Genomic DNA, 16,821 nt, shown 5'->3' with positions numbered 1-16,821 from the left:
CCCACCCACCCCGGAGCCCGCCATGCCGACTGCCGCCCCCACCGCACTACCCACCTACCCCGCCGTCGCCCTCAAGACCGTCGAAGCCGACGGCGTGCAGGTGTTCTACCGCGAAGCCGGCCCCGCCGACGCGCCCGTGATCCTGCTGCTACACGGCTATCCGTCGTCGTCGCATATGTTCCGGCACCTGATTCCGCGGCTCGCCGCGCGTTATCGCGTGATCGCGCCCGATCTGCCGGGCTTCGGCTTCACCCAGGTACCCGAAGCGCGCGGCTACACGTATTCGTTCGACGCGCTCGCGGCCACCACGGCGGCTTTCGTCGATAAGCTCGGCCTCGAACGCTACGCGCTCTACGTGTTCGATTACGGCGCGCCGGTCGGCCTGCGCCTCGCCCTGAAGTACCCCGAGCGCGTGAGCGCGCTGGTTTCGCAAAACGGCAACGCCTACGAGGAAGGTCTCGGCGACGCGTGGGACCCGATCCGCCGCTACTGGGCCGATCCGAGCGCCGCGAACCGCCAGGCCGTCGCCGACGCCGTGCTCAATCTGGAAGGCACGCGCTGGCAGTACGTGCACGGCGTGGCCGATCCGTCGACGGTCGAGCCCGAGGCGTATTACCTCGACACCGCGCTGATGCAACGCCCCGGCAACAAGGACATCCAGCTCGATCTGTTCCTCGATTACGCGTCGAACCTCAAGCTTTATCCGCGTTTTCAGGCGTTTTTCCGCGAATACACGCCACCGACGCTCGCGATCTGGGGCAAGCACGATCCGTTTTTCATTCCGCCGGGCGCGCAGGCGTATCGACGGGACAATCCGAACGCTGAGGTGACGATGCTCGACACCGGCCATTTCGCGCTCGAAACCCATGTGGACGAGATCGCGGCCGCCATCGCCGGATTGATGGAACGGGCGCGGACGTAACCAGTTAATCGGCGAAAAACGGTTACAATTCGCGGCAAGGAGGAAGCGGGCATGGACGCAGCATCAGCGCACGGCAGCGACGCGCACGACCACGGCGAAGTCGATTTTCTCGGCGGCCATCCGGCGCTCGACGCCCTGAACACCGTGCAGATGACCGACGGCGAGTTGATCGACACCTGGCAAAGCGACGCCGACGTGGCCGCCTGGCTGGCGCGTCACGAACTGTCCGCCGAGGCGAAAAAGCCGCGCTTCAAGGCGCACGCGCTGCTCGATGCGGCACGCCATCTGCGCGAGACGGCGCGTGCGCTGGTGGACGCGCGGCGCGCGGGCGAGCCGCTCGATGCGCGCGCGCTCAACCGCTTTCTGGCGCAGGCGCCGCGCACGCTGGAACTGACCGTCGACGAAAGCGGCGAGCCGCGCCTCGTCGAGCGACACGCGCACGGCACGCCCGAGCAATACCTCGCGCCGCTGGGCGCGGCGGTGGCGGAACTCGTCTGCGAGGCCGATTTCGCGCTCGTGAAAAAGTGCGAGAACCCCGAGTGCGTGCTGCATTTTCTCGATCGCACCAAATCGCACCGGCGGCGCTGGTGCAGCATGGCGATGTGCGGCAACCGCGCCAAGGTCGCGGCGTTCCGGCGCCGCCAGCAATAGCGCGGCGTGAGTGGCATTAGCGGCCTGAGCGGCGAAGGCGGCGCAGGCGGCGTGGCGGGCCGCATCTGGCGCAAAGCCGGCTTGGGCGCGCTCAGCAGACATCGCCGTTTCCGGCTAACCTTGCGCCATTGCTGCGTCGCGGCGGCGCATCGCAGGTCCGCCGCGCGCCGCGCCCTTCTTCATTTCCCGGGATCGCCATGAAACAAGCGCTACAAATCGACTTCATCTCCGACATCGCCTGCCCGTGGTGCGCGATCGGCCTCAGCTCGCTGCAGCGCGCGCTCGCCAATCTCGGCGACAGCGTCGACGCGAACCTGATCGTCCATCCGTTCGAACTGAACCCCGACATGACGCCGGGCGGCGAGTCCATCGTCGATTATCTCGGCAAGAAATACGGCCGCACGCCCGAGCAGATCGCCGAAACGCAGGAAGCGATCCGCGAGCGCGGCGCGAGCGTCGGCTTCGAATTCGGCCCGCGCACCCGCATCTACAACACCTTCGACGCGCATCGCCTGCTCTACTGGGCGCGCCTCGAAGGCCAGCAGGTGCCGCTCAAGCTCGCGCTGCTGCGCGCCTATCACGGCGAAGGCAAGGACACGAGCGATCACGCGACGCTCGTCGCCGCCGCGCAATCCGTGGGGCTCGACGCCCAGAAGGCGCGCGAGGTGCTCGAAACCGGCGCGTATGCCGACGAGGTGCGCGGCGAGGAGCAGCAGGCGCAGGCGATGGGCATCCAGTCGGTGCCGGCCATCGTGTTCAACGAGCAGTACCTGATCAGCGGCGGCCAGCCGGTGGAAACCTTCGAGAACGCGATCAGGCAGATTCTGGAAGAAGCCGCGAAAGAGGCTTGAGCCTCGCTGGATGTCCGTTTGAGTCCTGCCCAGGCCCGACGCCGCGAGCCCCGCGCGTCGGGCCTGTCTGTTTTCCCGCCCCGCCCGTTTCAGGACGAACTCGTTCGATTCCGCCCGAATCCGGCCGAATCAGGCCGAATCCGCCCGTTCCAGCACGCTGGAACCGCCGACCTGCGCGCATCCGGTAAAATTGCGCGACGCGCGACTTCCGTCGCCGCCTGATCCATCCTGCAGCGCGCCCGCCCGCGCCGCGCGCTGCCCACGCCTTAGGGCGCGAGACCCCGTATGACGAAATCACCCACTGCCACGCCCTTCAGCGAGCTTGCGCTCGCGCCCGCCACGCTCGAGAACCTCGCGCGCCTCGGCTACGTCGAGATGACGCCGATCCAGGCCGCCAGCCTGCCGCTCGCGCTCGCCGGCCACGACCTGATCGCTCAGGCGAAAACGGGCAGCGGCAAGACCGCGGCGTTCGCGCTCGCGCTGCTCGCGCGTCTGGACGTGCGCCGCCAGGACGTGCAGACCGCCGTGCTGTGCCCCACGCGCGAACTCGCCGACCAGGTCACGCAGGAAATCCGCCGCCTCGCGCGCGCGGAGGAAAACGTCAAGGTGCTCACGCTCTGCGGCGGCACGCCCATGCGTCCGCAGACCGCGAGCCTCGAACACGGCGCGCATATCGTGGTCGGCACGCCGGGCCGCATCATGGATCACCTGGAGCGCGGCAGCCTCGACCTGAGCGCGCTGAACACGCTCGTGCTCGACGAAGCCGACCGCATGCTCGACATGGGTTTCTTCGACGACATCGCCAAGGTCGCGCGCCAGTGCCCGAAGGAACGCCAGACGCTGCTGTTCTCGGCGACGTATCCCGAAGGCATCGCGAAGCTGAGCCAGCAGTTCCTTCGCAATCCGAAGGAAGTCAAGCTCGAAGAACATCACGACGACAGCAAGATCCGCCAGCGCTTCTACGAAGTCACCGAAGACGAGCGCCTGCACGCCGTGGGCATGTTGCTCAATCACTTCCGCCCGGTCAGCACGATCGCGTTCTGCAACACCAAGCAGCAGTGCCGCGACCTGCTCGACGTGCTGCGCGCGCAGGGCTTTCACGCGCTCGCGCTGCACGGCGAACTCGACCAGCGCGACCGCGATCAGGTGCTGATCCAGTTCGCGAACCGTAGCTGCTCGGTGCTCGTGGCGACCGACGTGGCCGCGCGCGGTCTCGACATCGCCCAGCTCGAAGCCGTCATCAACGTCGACGTGACGCCCGATCCCGAGGTCTACGTGCACCGCATCGGCCGCACGGGCCGCGCCGATCAGGACGGCTGGGCGCTGAGCTTGTCGACCATGAACGAAATGGGCCGCGTGGGCGGCATCGAGCAGGCGCTCAAGCGCGAAGTCGAATGGCATCCGCTCGCCGAACTCAAGCCCGCCAGCGACGCGCCGCTGCTGCCGCCGATGGAGACCGTGCAGATTCTCGGCGGCCGCAAGGAAAAGATCCGTCCGGGCGACGTGCTGGGCGCGCTCACCGGCGAGGCGGGCTTCACCGGCGCGCAGATCGGCAAGATCAACGTGACCGATTTTTCGACCTATGTGGCCGTGGAGCGCAGCATCGCGCGCGACGCGGTGCGCAAGCTCAACGCCGGCAAGGTGAAGGGCAAGAAGGTGCGCGCGCGGTTGATGGACGAATAAACCGCGCGGGGCGGCCGCGCAAGTGCGAGCGGGCCAAGCGGGCCAAGGAAGCTAAGCGGCCCGCTCGCGCGGCAGCACGAGTTCGAACACCGAGCCGCCCGCCGCCGACGCGCGGTAGCGCGCCTGGCCGCCATGCGCGAGCGCGATCGCCCGCACCACCGACAAACCCAGCCCCGAGCCGCCGAATTGCCGCGAGCGCGAAGCGTCCGCGCGCGTGAACGGCTCGAACACCTGTAGCGCGAATTCGGGCGCGAGGCCGGGGCCGTCGTCTTCCACGCCGAGCACGAACGTCTCGTCCGCCCGCGCGAGCGCAATGCGCAGCCGCCCCGGCACCGCATAACGCCGCGCATTGTCGAGCAGCGCCAGCAGCGCCTGGCGGATGCGCGCGCCGTCGCACGGCACGCTCGCCGCCGCGAGATCGAGTTCGAGCACGAAACCCGCTTCGTGCAGCGCGTCGGCGATCGACTCCACGGCGCGGCGCATTTCCACGTCGATACGCGTGGGCTCGACGCGCATCTCCAGCCGCCCGATGTCCTGCAAGGTTACGATATGCAGATCGTCGACGAGGCGCGTGAGGCTTTCCACCTGAAACAGCAGCCCGCGGATCTGCGTCTCGTCGGGCTGAAACACGCCGTCCTTCATGCCTTGCAGACGCCCGCGCAGGATCGTCAGCGGGGTGCGCAGTTCATGCGCGATCGCCGCGTTCCAGGCCGTCATGTCGGCGGCCATGCGCTGCAGGCGTACCGCCATCGCGTTGAAATCGTCCACCAGCAGCGCCGTTTCGCCGAGCGAGCGGTCGCCCGGCTGCGCGCGCGCCGCGAGATCGCCCGCCGCGATGCTGCGCGCGCTCTGCGCGAGCGAATTCAGCGGCGCGAGAATGCGCCGCGCGAGCCGCGTCGCCATGATCGCCGCCACCACGAGCCCCGCCAGCAGCAGGATCGCGAAGACCAGATAGTCGCGCGGGTCGGGAATGAAAAGTTCTTCGGTCGTGAGCGGACCGTGCGGCGGCGCGAGCAGATACAGCAGCCCGTAGATCACGATCGAGCCCACGAACGCGATCAGCATCGTGATGCTCGACACCAGCCCCATCGAGAGCACGATCTGGCGCACGAGCCGTCCGCGCTGCTGCCGCGAGAGCGCCGACGAAGGGTCGGGGTGCAGCGGCTGCATCATGCGCCGCCCAGACGGTAGCCGACGCCGCGCACCACCGCGATCACGTCGGCCGCGCCCGCCTTGTCGAGTTTCTTGCGCAGGTTGCTCATGTGGCTGTCCACCGTGCGCTCGAGCGCGTCGCCGCCGGGCAGGCAGGCGTCGATCAGCTCGCTGCGCGTGAACACGCGATTGGGCGATTTGGCCATGTGCGCGAGCACGCGGAATTCAGTCAGCGTGAGCGCGAGTTCGACGCCGCCTTGCGCGCTGCCGTCAGGTTCGCCCGACTCCGAAGGACGCACGCGCGCCACGTAACTCTGCGTATCGATTTCCAGCCGCCCCACGCGCAGCACCGGCTCCGCGCGCGAACCGCCCGTGCGCCGCAGCACCGCGCCGATGCGCGCGACCACTTCCACGGGATTGAAGGGCTTCACCACGTAATCGTCGGCGCCGATGCGCAAGCCTTGCAGACGGTCGATGTCCTGATCGAGCGCCGTGACAATCACCACGGGCGTGTCGCCGCGGCGGCGCAGTTCGGCGAGCACTTCCCAACCGTCCTTGCCCGGCATCTTGATGTCGAGCAGCACCAGGTCCGGCTTGAGCAGCGGCTGCACGTCGAGCGCCGACTGGCCGTTGCCGACGCGATAGGTGCGATAGCCCTCGCGGGTCAGATAGGCATCGAGAATTTCGGCGATTTCGGGTTCGTCTTCGGCGATCAGAATCAGCGCGTTCATGGTGCGTCGCGTGCGTCGGGGCGGACCGCTCATCGTGAGCGCACGCGGGGCGCGCCGCAATCCGCTCCATCAAATCTCCATCATAGCTCAACAGTTTGACGCGCTTGCCGCGTTAGCCGAAGCGCGCGTGGGCGTCGCCTGGCCTTGCGCACGGTCAGACGAAGTTGCATTTCGATGCCCCAGGCCGCGCGCTCCACGCGATCTCCACATAGCCTCCATGGTCCACGAACGGCCGCACGCGACGATTCACGCTCCGGCATCACGCCGCATCACCGCACACCATGAACAGACACTCGATGACAACAGCGGCCACGGCCGCCCTGCTGCTGGCACTCGCGGCCTGCGGAAAATCGCACGGCGACGCCGACGCGCAAGCTCAGCCCCAGGCGCACGTGAGCGTGGTCACGCTGCACGCGCAAGCGGTGCCGGTCACGGTCGAACTGCCGGGACGCGTGGTCGCGTTTCTCGAAGCCGAGGTGCGCCCGCAGGTCGGCGGCCTGATCGAGCGGCGGCTGTTCACGGAAGGCGCCGAGGTCAAGGCGGGCCAGCCGCTCTATCAGATCGACGCCGCCAGCTACAAGGCCGCGCGCGACAACGCGCGCGCCGCGCTGCAACGCGCCGAAGCCACGATTCCGGCCGCCCAGGCGAAGGCTGCGCGCAACGCCGGGTTGATCGCGCAAAACGCGATCAGCCGTCAGGATTACGAAGAATCGATGGATGCGCTCGCGCAGGCGCGCGCCAGCGTGGCGTCCGCGAAGGCGGCGCTCGAAGCGGCGCGCATCGACCTCGACCGCACCACGATCCGCGCGCCCATCTCGGGCCGCATCGACCGCTCGACCCTCACGCCCGGCGCGCTCGTCAGCGCGAGTCAGAGCACGGCGCTCACGGCGATTCATCAGATCGACCGCGTCAACGTCGACCTCACGCAGTCGAGCGCGAGCCTGCTCGATCTGCGCGCGGCCGTCGACGCGGGCCACCTCGTGAGCCGCGAGGGCGGCGTGCCGGTCAAGCTGCGGCTCGAAAACGGCACCGACTATCCGCTCGAAGGCCGCCTCGAATTCGGCGAGTCGAGCGTGGCCACGGGCACCGGCACCTACACGCTGCGCGCGACCGTGCCGAATCCGCGCCGCGTGCTGCTGCCCGGCATGTACGTGCGCGCGATCGTCGAGGAAGGCACGGCGCCCAGCGCTTACTTGCTGCCGCAGCGCGCCGTGAGCCGCAACGCGCGCGGCGAGGCGACGGCGCTGTTCGTGCGCGGCGGCAAGATCGAGCAAGTCGTGCTCGGCCACGCGCGCGAGCACGGCAATAACTGGCTCGTGACGCAAGGCGTGCGCGACGGCGATGCGCTCGTGGTCGAAGGCAGCCAGCAGGTGCGCGCGGGCGACGCGGTCGCGAGCACGACCGTCACGATCGACCCGGCGACCGGCAAGGTCCGCGCGGCCAGTCGCGACGCCGCCGCGAAAGACGCTCAAGGCGCTCAAGACACGAAAGACACGAAGGCTGACCACGCCGCCTCGTCCGCCGCCACCCGCACCTGAGGAATCCCATGTCGGCATTTTTCATCAAACGTCCGGTGTTCGCGTGGGTGCTCGCGATCGTCGTGATGCTCGCGGGCCTGCTGGCGCTCAAGCGCCTGCCGGTCGCGCAGTATCCCGAGATCGCGCCCACCACGATTTCGATCTCGGCCAGCTACGCGGGCGCCGATGCGCAGACCATCGAGAACTCCGTCACGCGCGTGATCGAGCAGGGCCTCACCGGGCTCGACAATCTGCTCTATATGTCGGCGGGCTCGGACGCCTCGGGCGAAGTCGAGATCCGCCTCACGTTCAGCAACGCGGCAAATCCCGACGTCGCGCAGATGCAGGTGCAGAACAAGCTCCAGCTCGTGACCGCGCAGCTGCCTTCGGTCGTGCAAAGCACGGGCCTCACGGTCACGAAGTCGTCGGCGAGCTTTTTGATGGTGATCGGCATCGTCTCGAAGGACGGCAAGCTCAGTTCCGTCGATCTCGACGATTACGCGGGCAGCACGCTGCAAGACCCGATTCGCCGCGTGCCGGGCGTCGGCAATACGCAGCTGTTCGGTTCGAGCTACGCGATGCGGATCTGGCTCGATCCGAACCGCCTCGCCAAATACGGCCTCATGCCCGGCGACGTGGAAACCGCGCTGCGCGCCCAGAACGCCCAGGTCGCGGCGGGCCAGCTCGGCGCGCAGCCCGCACGGCCCGGCCAGCAGCTGAACGCGACCGTCACCGCGCAAAGCCGCCTGCAAACCGCGCAGCAGTTCCGCGACGTGATCGTCAAGAGCGCCGCCGACGGCGCGCTGGTGCGCCTCAGCGACGTGGCGCGCGTGGAACTCGGCGCGGAAAACTACACCTACGCGTCGACCTACAACGGCATGCCGGCGTCCTCGCTGGGTGTGAATCTCGCGACCGGCGCAAACGCCATCGAGACCGCGAAGGCCATCAAGGATCTCATCGCCTCGCTCAAGGGCACGCTGCCGGCGGGCGTCGACGTGGTCTATCCCTACGACACCACGCCGTTCGTCCAGCTTTCGATTCACGAGGTGATGAAGACGCTCGTCGAGGCCATCGTGCTCGTGTTCGTCGTGATGCTGCTGTTCCTGCAAAACGTGCGCGCGACGCTGATTCCCACGCTGGCGATTCCGGTCGTGCTGCTCGGCACCTTCGGCGTGCTCGCGGCGTTCGGCTACTCGATCAACACGCTGACCATGTTCGCGATGGTGCTCGCCATCGGCCTGCTCGTCGACGACGCCATCATCGTGGTGGAAAACGTCGAGCGCGTGATGGCCGAGGAGCAGCTTTCGCCGCTCGACGCGACGCTCAAGTCGATGCGCGAGATCACCGGCGCGCTGATCGGCATCGCCACCGTGCTCTCGGCCGTGTTCGTGCCGATGGCGTTCTCGTCGGGCTCGACGGGCACGATCTACCGGCAGTTCTCGGTCACCATCGTCACGGCGATGCTGCTGTCCGTGGCCGTGGCGCTGATCCTCACGCCCGCGCTGTGCGCGACGATCCTGCGCCGCCCGCACGCGCATGACAGCGATGGCGCGACGCACGGCGCGCAGCGCGGTTTCGCGGCCTGGTTCAACCGCGGCTTCGATCGCACCTCGCACGCCTACCGCGACGGCCTCGCGGGCATGCTCGCGCGCGGCAAGCGTTTTCTCGCGATCTTCGTGGCGCTCGTGGTGGCGATGGGCTGGATGTTCATGCGTCTGCCGGGCTCGTTTCTGCCGGTCGAGGATCAGGGCATTCTGCTGACCGCCGTGCAACTGCCGTCGGGCGCGATGAGCGAGCGCACGCGCGACGTGCTCAAGGACGTGAGCCGCTACTACCTGACCAAGGAGAAGGACGCGGTGGAAGGCGTGCTCGCCGTCGAAGGCTTCGGCTTCGGCGGATCGGGGCAGAACGCGGGCATGGTGTTCGTGCGCCTGAAGGACTTCGACGCGCGCCAGTCCGCGAAGCTCTCCGCGCAGGCCGTGGCGCAGCGCGCGAGCGCCGCGTTCGCCGCTATCGGCGACGCCCAGGTATTCGCGCTGCTGCCGCCCGCCATCGACGGCATGGGCACCTCGAACGGCTTCGACTTCTATCTGGAAGACACCAACGGCGCGGGACGCGAGCGGCTCGCACACGTGCGCGACCAGTTGCTGGGCGCCGCCGCGCGCGACAAGCGGCTCGCCAACACGCGGCCCACGGGCCAGGAGCCGACGCCGCAATTCGCCGTCGATATCGATCAGGCGAAGGCCAGCGCGCTCGGCCTGAATCTTTCCGATATCAACACGACGCTCTCGGTGGCCTGGGGCAGCGACTACGTGAACGATTTCATCGACCGGGGCCGCGTGAAGCGCGTCTACGTGCAGTCCGACGCCGACTTCCGCATGCAGCCGAGCGACCTCGACGGCTGGCACGTGCGCAACGCGAGCGACCAGATGGTGCCGTTCGCCTCGTTCGCGCAGGGCCGCTGGACCTTCGGTCCGACGCGGCTCGCGCGCTACAACGGCGTCTCCGCGCTGGAGATCCAGGGCGAGGCCGCGCCGGGCGTGAGTTCCGGCACGGCGATGCACGCGATCGATCAACTGGTCGCGCAATTGCCGCCGGGCTTCCGCCACGAATGGACCGGCCTCTCGTATGAGGAACGGCTCGCGGGCGATCAGGCGGCGGCGCTCTACGCGATCTCCGTGCTGGTGGTGTTCCTGTGCCTCGCGGCGCTCTACGAGAGCTGGACGATTCCGTTCGCGGTGATGCTGACCGTGCCGGTCGGCATGGCGGGCGCGCTGCTCGCGGCGATGCTGTGCGGCCAGACCAACGACGTCTATTTCAAGGTTGGCCTGCTCACGACCATCGGCCTCGCGGCGAAGAACGCGATCCTGATCGTCGAGTTCGCGCTGGAGCGCGAGGCGCACGGCGCGAGCCTGATCGACGCCACGCTCGACGCTGCCCGCCAGCGCCTGCGGCCGATCCTGATGACCTCGTTCGCCTTCATCCTCGGCGTGGCGCCGCTCGCGGTGGCGACCGGCGCGGGCTCGGGCGCGCAGAACGCCATCGGCATCGGCGTGATGGGCGGCATGATCGCCGCGACCGTGCTCGGCCTGTTCTTCGCGCCGCTGCTTTACGTGGCCGTGCGCATGGTTTTCTCGAAACGCAGGAGCACGCGCGCATGAACGCCGTCGAACCCAGGCTCACCATGAATCACGCCCGTCACCGTGCCGCGCGCGCGGTGCTCGCCGCACTGCTCGTCGGCGCGCTCGCGGGCTGTGCGGTCGGCCCCGATTACCGCGCGCCCGAGGCCGACGTGCCCGCGCAATGGATTGGGCACGGCACGCAGCAAGCCGGACACGCCGATCTACAGCGCTGGTGGACGCGGCTCGACGACCCGCTGCTGAATACGCTGATCGAAGAAGCCGTGCGCGGCAACCTCGACGTCGCCACCGCCGATGCGCGCGTGCGCGAAGCGCGCGCCGTGCTGCGCCAGGCGGGCGGCGCGCTGTGGCCGTCGTTGACCGGCGGCGCCGCACTCACGCGCTCAGGCGCGGGCCCGACGGCCGCAAGCAGCGGCTCGTCGGGCAGCGCATCGTCGGGCAGCGGTTCGGACACGTCGTCGCTCGGCGCTCTCGCCGGAACCGGTCCGTCGAATCTGTTCCGCGCGGGCTTCGACGCCAGCTGGGAAATCGACGTGTTCGGCGGCAACCGGCGCGCGCTCGAAGCGGCGCGCGGCGGCCTCGACGCCGCGCAGTGGGATTGGCGCGCCGCGCAACTGACGCTGATCGGCGACGTGACCACGCGTTATGTCGAAGCGCGCGGCTATCAGGCGCGCCTCGCGCTCGCCCGCGCGACCGCCGACGCGCAGCAGGAAACCGCGCGCCTCACCGAAGTGCGCCACGCGGCGGGCTCGACCTCGGGACTCGACACCGCCAACGCCACGGGCGAGGCGCAATCGACGCAGGCGGCGATTCCGGCGCTCGAAGCCGCCTACGCCGAAAGCGTGCACAGCCTCTCGGTGCTCACGGGCCGCGCGCCGGGCGCGCTGCTCGAACGCCTGGACGCGCCGCGCGCCGTGCCCGCGCCCTCGGTGCCCGTGGCGCTGGGCGTGCCCGCCGACGTGCTGCTCGCGCGCCCCGACGTGCGCGCCGCCGAACGCCGCTACGCGCAGAGCACGGCGCGCGTGGGCCAGGCCGAAGCCGCGCGTTATCCGCGCGTGACGCTGACCGGCTCGCTGAGCACGTCGGGCACGCAGTTCGGCGACCTCGCGCGGCATTCGTCGATTGGCTGGTCGATCGGGCCTTCGGTGACGATTCCGCTATTCGACGCGGGCCGCCTGAAAGCCGCCGTCGAGATCGCCGATGCGCAGCGCGACCAGAGCTTCATCGCGTACCGCTCGGCGGTGCTCACGGCGCTCAACGATGTGGAGAACGCCAGCGTCTCGCTCGCGCGCGAGAGCGAGCGCGTGCAAAGCCTGCAACGTTCCGCCGATGCCTACCGCTCGGCGGCCGCGATTGCGCAGTCGCTCTATCGCTCGGGATCGACGGGCTTTCTCGAAGTGCTGACCGCCGAGCGCTCGCTCTATGCCGCGCAGGACGCGCTGATCCAGAGCCGCGTGCTCATCGCGACCAACTACATCGCGTTGAACAAGGCGTTGGGCGGCGGGTGGGATGGCGATGCCGGCGCGACGCCGGAGTAAGTCAATCGGCGAACACGCCTTGTGAACGCAGCGCGCCGCGATGGACGGCGCGCGCGCCGATGGTACGATGCGCACCACCGTCAGCGAACCCGGACCCATCATGGCGCGCGAAAATTTCAGCGATCTCCTTGCCTTTCTCGCCGTCGCGCGCGAACGCAGTTTCACGCGCGCGGCCGCGCAACTGGGCGTGTCGCAATCGGCGCTGAGCCACACGATCCGCTCGCTCGAAACGCGGCTCGGCCTGCGCCTGCTCACGCGCACGACGCGCAGCGTCTCCACCACCGAAGCGGGCGAGCGGCTGTTTCAATCGCTCTCGCCGCGCTTCGAGCAGATCGACGCCGAACTCGCCGCGCTCGCCGACCTGCGCGACAAACCGGCCGGCACGATCCGCCTCACCGCGACCGATCATTGCGTCGATACGGTGATCTGGCCAAAGCTCAAGCACTTCCTGCCGCAATATCCCGACATCAAACTCGAAGTGAACGTGGATTACGGGCTGCGCGACATCGTGGCCGAACGCTACGACATCGGCGTGCGCGGCGGCGACCAGGTCGCGAAGGACATGATCGCCGTGCGCATCGCGCCCGATCTGAAGATGGCGATCGTCGGCTCGCCCGAATACCTCGCGAAACGCAAGGCGCCGAAGTCGCCGCAGGATCTGCTCAAGCACGACTGCATCACGCTGCGCCTCACGAGCGCCGGCGGCCTCTATGCGTGGGAATTGGGCCGCGACGGCGAGGAGCTTTCGGTGCGCGTGGACGGCCAACTCACCTTCAACACCGTGCCGCAGATGCTCAACGCGGCGCTCGCGGGCCTCGGCCTCGCCTTCATCCCGCAGGACGTCACGCTGCCCTACGTGCGCGCGGGCGCGCTCAAGAGCGTGCTCAAGGACTGGTGCCCGGAGTTTCCGGGCTACCACGCGTTCTATCCGAGCCGCCGCCAGTCGTCGCGCGCGCTCGGACTCGTGATCGACGCGCTGCGCTATCGCGGCTGACGGCTTGATCGGACGCGCAATTAGACGCGCATTCAGACGAGCTTGCGCCCTTCGATCGGATAACCGGGATCGGTATAACCTGGCGTCGAGGCGTGGCCCGGCGGCACGAGGCTGTCGATGAAGCGCTCGTCGTCGGCGTTCAGCTTGAAATCGAGCGCGGCCATATAGCTGTCCCAGTGCGCCTCGGTGCGCGGACCCGCAATCGCCGAACTCACGCAGCGGTTGTTGAGCACCCACGCGAGCGCGAACGCGATGCTGTTCGTGCCGCGTTCGGCCGCGTGCTTCGCAATCTGCTGGGCGATATCCAGCGACTCCGGCCGCCACTCGGTCTGCTGGATGCGGCGGTCGCCACGACCCACGCGGCTGTCGGCGGGCGGCGGCGTATCCACGGCATATTTGCCAGTCAGCACGCCGCGCGCGAGCGGGCTGTACGGCACCACGCCGAGCCCGTAATGCGCGGCGGCGGGCAGTTGCTCCACTTCGGCGGTACGGTCGACGATGTTGTAAAGCGGCTCGCTCGCGACGGGCCGATCGATACCCAACTGATCGGCGAGACGCACGACTTCGGCAATGCGCCAGCCACGGAAATTCGACAGCCCGAAATAACGTACCTTGCCCTGGCGGATCAGATCGGCCACGGCGCGCACGCCCTCTTCCAGCGGCAGATCCGGCAGCGCGCGATGGAAATACAGCACGTCGATATAGTCGGTGCCGAGTCGCTTGAGGCTCGCCTCGACCGTCTGGAAGATCCACTTGCGCGACTGCCCCTGCTGATTCGGCCCCTGCGCCGGGGCCGCCGGAAAGCCGAACTTGGTGGCGACGACCCAGTCGTCGCGGCGCGCGGCAATGGCGCGGCCGACGATTTCCTCCGAGCGGCCCGCGTGATAGACGTCGGCCGTGTCGATGAAATTGATGCCCTGATCGAAGGCCTTGTCGATGATACGCACCGACGTGGCTTCGTCGGTTTCGCCGCCGAACATCATGGCGCCCAGACACAACGGCGACACCTTCAATCCACTGCGGCCCAGATTACGATAGTCCATTCGCTTTTGCTCCAAGGTTGCTGCGCGTCCCGTCGACGGCGTATTCGTTTGATTCGCTTATTAGATAGCTTCCCAGACATGAAATAAATACCCATTCGTGGCATGGCTTCATGAATGCTATTCATGAATAGATCGGTGCTGCCATCCTTAGCGACTAACGCAATCCCCGAGCGATTCATGAATGGCGCTCATGAGGGCATGCGCCTGGAGGGTCTCAATCGAAACCGTCCGATCTGATAGAAATATCGCGTTTGCGCCCTCCCCAGCCAAGGATACCGATCATGCAGAAAACGCCCTCTCTCGCCGACATGCAAGCCGTCGCGCCCGCCTTCGCGCGCTACACGTCGGAGACCGTGCTCAACGGCCTGTGGAAGCGCCCCCAACTCACGCCGCGCGAGCGCAGCATCGTCACCTATGCGGCGCTCGTCGCGCGCAATCAGGTGGTCGAGCAGCCGCGTCATTTGCGGCTCGCGCTCGACAACGGCGTGACGCCCGCCGAAATTTCGGAGATCGTCACTCATCTCGCGTTCTACGCAGGCTGGGCCAATGCGAGCGCGGCCGTGGCCGCCGCGCTGCCCGTGTTCGAGGAACGCGAGATCGGCGCGAGCCAGCTCGCCGACGCTGTGCCCGATCCGCTGCCGCTCGACGAAGCCGCCGAAGCGCAGCGCGCCACGCTCGTCTCGCAACTGTTCGACGACGTCGCGCCCGGCGTCGTGCAGTACACCACCGACGCGCTGTTTCGCGACCTCTGGCTGCGCCCCGGCCTCGTGCCACGCGAGCGCAGCCTCGTAACCGTGACCGCGCTGGTCGCCAATGGCCAGGCCGCGCAAATCACCTATCACCTGAATCGCGCAATGGACAACGGCCTCACGAAAGCGCAAGCCTCGGAAACCCTCACGCAACTCGCCTTTTATTCGGGCTGGCCCAATGTGTTTTCGGCGATGCCGGTATTCAAGGAAGTGTTCGAACGGCGCGGAGTCTGATTTTATTCCGGCATCCTGATTAATTATCAGAAGCGAGTCATGCATTCTGATTACTCGCCGCCGTGCCCCGCTTCTTTCCCCTCCGCAACGATTTCCCATTCCCTCTTCCCGCTGCGCGCCCAATAGCGCAGAATGGTCTGCAAACGCATTTCGCGATTTCGAGCCTGAAAACAAGGCTTGAAATCGCGTCGCGTCCCACATTCTGGGCGAATCACCTCCCTCGGCCTCGCGCCGAACCGCCCAGGGCTCACGCAGACCACACAGGAGGAGACACGATGGACAACAAGGTGCTGACGCCCGCGAGCGCAGCGGCGGCCACCACACGCGCGAATTTCCGCTGGCGCGTGCTCATCTGGCTGCTGATCGGCGGCATCATCAATTATCTCGACCGCGCCAATCTCGCCATCGCCGCGCCCGGCATGATTCACGATCTCGGCCTCACGCGCACGCAGATCGGCCTGCTCGGCACCGTATTCGCCTGGACCTATGCGGTCATGCAATTGCCCGCAGGCTGGATCATCGACCGCTTCGGCGCCAAGCGCGCCTACGCGATCGGCATGATCTGGTGGAGTCTCGCCACGTGGCTCACGGGCGTGGTCGGTTCGATCGCCGGGCTCGTCGTGATGCGCGTGCTGCTCGCCGTGGGCGAAGCGCCGTGCTGGCCCACGTCCGCGAAAATCACCGCCGCCTGGTTTCCCGCCAAGGAACGCGGCTTCGCAACCGGCATCTGGGACTCGTCGTCGAAATGGGGCCCGGCGCTCGCGCCCGCCTTGCTCGTCGCGCTGATGATCGCGTTCGGCTGGCGCTCGCTCTTTCACGTGACGGGCGCGATCGGCATCGTGTTCGCCGTGCTGTTCCTGATGCTCTATCGCAATCCGATGCAGAGCAAGCGGCTCACGCGCGAGGAGTTCGCCTATATCGAAGCGGGCGGCGGCGGTCATGAACAATCGCTCACGAACGCGCCGATCAAATGGCGCTCGCTGTTCGCTTCGCAAAGCGTGTGGGGCATGATTCTCGGCTACTTCTGCGCGATCTGGCTGTGGAATCTCTTTCTCGTGTTCCTGCCGCTTTATCTGCTCGACCGCTTTCACATCACGCTCGTGCAACTGGGCCTCTACGCGAGCATTCCGTGGTTCGGCGGCGCAGTGGGCGAAATCGTGGCGGGCTATGTCGCCACCAAACTCGTCGATGACGGGCTCGCCACGCCAATCGTCGCCAAGCGTCTCATGATCGTCGTGACCTCGCTCGGCGCGGCCGTCTGCGCGGTGGCGCTGCCGTTCGTCGATAGCATCGGCGCAACCGTCACGCTGATGACGCTCGGCCTCGCCTGCATCGCGGCGACCATCGGCAACGCGTGGGCACTCGCAGGCGACATCGCGCCGAATTCGATGATCGCCTCGGTCAGCGCGATCCAGAATTTCGGCGGCTATTTCGGCGGCGCGTTTTCGCCCGTCGTCGCGGGCTTCATCGTCGACCGCACGGGTTCGTATCTGCTGGCCTTCGTGATCGGCGGCGCGATCGCGGGCTGTGCCGCGCTGTTCTACTGGTACATGGCGCGGCGCGCGATCGTGGACGCACGCGCCGCCTGAAGCGGGTTGAAGCGGGTTGAAGCGGAT

At 67.7% G+C, this 16,821-nt stretch carries 13 protein-coding genes; 10 read left to right on the top strand and 3 right to left on the bottom strand.

Going from position 1 to position 16,821, the window contains the following annotated elements; all coding sequences use genetic code 11:
* Positions 1 to 22 precede the first annotated feature (22 nt).
* From LDO54_RS03180 to dbpA, 4 genes are all read left to right on the top strand, one after another.
* Positions 23 to 922 carry an alpha/beta fold hydrolase gene (locus LDO54_RS03180; RefSeq protein WP_224006144.1) on the top strand — a complete coding sequence of 300 codons (900 nt, stop codon included), beginning with the start codon at positions 23 to 25 and terminating at the stop codon, positions 920 to 922.
* Positions 923 to 973: 51 nt separating this feature from the next.
* On the top strand, positions 974 to 1,573 hold the full coding sequence (locus LDO54_RS03175; RefSeq protein ID WP_224006141.1) for a CGNR zinc finger domain-containing protein: 600 nt from the start codon (positions 974 to 976) through the stop codon (positions 1,571 to 1,573).
* Positions 1,574 to 1,770: 197 nt separating this feature from the next.
* Positions 1,771 to 2,424, top strand: coding sequence for a DsbA family oxidoreductase (locus LDO54_RS03170; RefSeq protein ID WP_224006139.1), 654 nt, complete (start codon positions 1,771 to 1,773; stop codon positions 2,422 to 2,424).
* 285 nt (positions 2,425 to 2,709) lie between these two features.
* The gene (dbpA, locus tag LDO54_RS03165) at positions 2,710 to 4,107 is read left to right on the top strand and encodes an ATP-dependent RNA helicase DbpA (RefSeq protein WP_224006136.1); all 1,398 of its coding nucleotides are present in this window, start codon (positions 2,710 to 2,712) and stop codon (positions 4,105 to 4,107) included.
* A 51-nt stretch (positions 4,108 to 4,158) separates the two neighbouring features.
* Here dbpA and LDO54_RS03160 read toward each other — a convergent pair whose 3' ends face one another.
* Both LDO54_RS03160 and LDO54_RS03155 read right to left on the bottom strand, forming a co-directional pair.
* Entirely contained in the window at positions 4,159 to 5,280 is a 1,122-nt protein-coding gene (locus LDO54_RS03160) for an ATP-binding protein (protein WP_224006133.1), read from the bottom strand.
* Positions 5,277 to 5,990, bottom strand: coding sequence for a response regulator (locus LDO54_RS03155; protein WP_224006130.1), 714 nt, complete (start codon positions 5,988 to 5,990; stop codon positions 5,277 to 5,279). The genes LDO54_RS03160 and LDO54_RS03155 overlap by 4 nt, the downstream gene beginning before the upstream one ends.
* Positions 5,991 to 6,286: 296 nt before the next feature.
* On the opposite strand from LDO54_RS03155, the gene LDO54_RS03150 reads away from it, so the two are divergent.
* From LDO54_RS03150 to LDO54_RS03135, 4 genes are all read left to right on the top strand, one after another.
* The gene (locus LDO54_RS03150; RefSeq protein ID WP_224006127.1) at positions 6,287 to 7,528 is read left to right on the top strand and encodes an efflux RND transporter periplasmic adaptor subunit; all 1,242 of its coding nucleotides are present in this window, start codon (positions 6,287 to 6,289) and stop codon (positions 7,526 to 7,528) included.
* Between the two features lie 8 nt (positions 7,529 to 7,536).
* Entirely contained in the window at positions 7,537 to 10,668 is a 3,132-nt protein-coding gene (locus tag LDO54_RS03145; protein WP_224006123.1) for an efflux RND transporter permease subunit, read from the top strand.
* Entirely contained in the window at positions 10,665 to 12,185 is a 1,521-nt protein-coding gene (locus LDO54_RS03140) for an efflux transporter outer membrane subunit (protein WP_224006119.1), read from the top strand. Before LDO54_RS03145 ends, LDO54_RS03140 begins: the two co-directional genes overlap by 4 nt.
* A 100-nt stretch (positions 12,186 to 12,285) precedes the next feature.
* Complete coding sequence (locus tag LDO54_RS03135) at positions 12,286 to 13,179, top strand: LysR family transcriptional regulator (RefSeq protein ID WP_224006116.1); 894 nt, start codon at positions 12,286 to 12,288, stop codon at positions 13,177 to 13,179.
* 32 nt (positions 13,180 to 13,211) lie between these two features.
* On the opposite strand, the gene LDO54_RS03130 is transcribed toward LDO54_RS03135, so the two are convergent.
* On the bottom strand, positions 13,212 to 14,222 hold the full coding sequence (locus LDO54_RS03130; protein WP_224006113.1) for an aldo/keto reductase: 1,011 nt from the start codon (positions 14,220 to 14,222) through the stop codon (positions 13,212 to 13,214).
* 281 nt (positions 14,223 to 14,503) lie between these two features.
* Between LDO54_RS03130 and LDO54_RS03125 the strand changes: the two genes are divergently transcribed.
* Both LDO54_RS03125 and LDO54_RS03120 read left to right on the top strand, forming a co-directional pair.
* Positions 14,504 to 15,205 carry a carboxymuconolactone decarboxylase family protein gene (locus tag LDO54_RS03125; RefSeq protein ID WP_224006111.1) on the top strand — a complete coding sequence of 234 codons (702 nt, stop codon included), beginning with the start codon at positions 14,504 to 14,506 and terminating at the stop codon, positions 15,203 to 15,205.
* A 275-nt stretch (positions 15,206 to 15,480) separates the two neighbouring features.
* Entirely contained in the window at positions 15,481 to 16,794 is a 1,314-nt protein-coding gene (locus tag LDO54_RS03120) for an MFS transporter (protein WP_224006108.1), read from the top strand.
* Positions 16,795 to 16,821: the final 27 nt, after the last annotated feature.

Origin of the sequence: Paraburkholderia tropica (assembly GCF_914484835.1) — a bacterium.
Classification (GTDB): Bacteria; Pseudomonadota; Gammaproteobacteria; order Burkholderiales; family Burkholderiaceae; genus Paraburkholderia; species Paraburkholderia tropica_A.
The sequence above is the reverse complement of the archived record's forward strand: the minus strand, read 5'-3'. Positions and strand labels throughout refer to the sequence as shown.

Excerpts from the sequence above, each read along its gene's own strand:
- LDO54_RS03140 (WP_224006119.1), top strand. The coding sequence starts at position 10,665 with ATGAACGCCGTCGAACCCAGGCTCACCATGAATCACGCCCGTCACCGT.
- LDO54_RS03155 (WP_224006130.1), bottom strand. The coding sequence starts at position 5,990 with ATGAACGCGCTGATTCTGATCGCCGAAGACGAACCCGAAATCGCCGAA.
- LDO54_RS03170 (WP_224006139.1), top strand. The coding sequence starts at position 1,771 with ATGAAACAAGCGCTACAAATCGACTTCATCTCCGACATCGCCTGCCCG.
- LDO54_RS03120 (WP_224006108.1), top strand. The coding sequence starts at position 15,481 with ATGGACAACAAGGTGCTGACGCCCGCGAGCGCAGCGGCGGCCACCACA.
- LDO54_RS03145 (WP_224006123.1), top strand. The coding sequence starts at position 7,537 with ATGTCGGCATTTTTCATCAAACGTCCGGTGTTCGCGTGGGTGCTCGCG.
- LDO54_RS03130 (WP_224006113.1), bottom strand. The coding sequence starts at position 14,222 with ATGGACTATCGTAATCTGGGCCGCAGTGGATTGAAGGTGTCGCCGTTG.
- LDO54_RS03150 (WP_224006127.1), top strand. The coding sequence starts at position 6,287 with ATGACAACAGCGGCCACGGCCGCCCTGCTGCTGGCACTCGCGGCCTGC.
- LDO54_RS03180 (WP_224006144.1), top strand. The coding sequence starts at position 23 with ATGCCGACTGCCGCCCCCACCGCACTACCCACCTACCCCGCCGTCGCC.
- dbpA (WP_224006136.1), top strand. The coding sequence starts at position 2,710 with ATGACGAAATCACCCACTGCCACGCCCTTCAGCGAGCTTGCGCTCGCG.
- LDO54_RS03135 (WP_224006116.1), top strand. The coding sequence starts at position 12,286 with ATGGCGCGCGAAAATTTCAGCGATCTCCTTGCCTTTCTCGCCGTCGCG.
- LDO54_RS03160 (WP_224006133.1), bottom strand. The coding sequence starts at position 5,280 with ATGATGCAGCCGCTGCACCCCGACCCTTCGTCGGCGCTCTCGCGGCAG.
- LDO54_RS03125 (WP_224006111.1), top strand. The coding sequence starts at position 14,504 with ATGCAGAAAACGCCCTCTCTCGCCGACATGCAAGCCGTCGCGCCCGCC.
- LDO54_RS03175 (WP_224006141.1), top strand. The coding sequence starts at position 974 with ATGGACGCAGCATCAGCGCACGGCAGCGACGCGCACGACCACGGCGAA.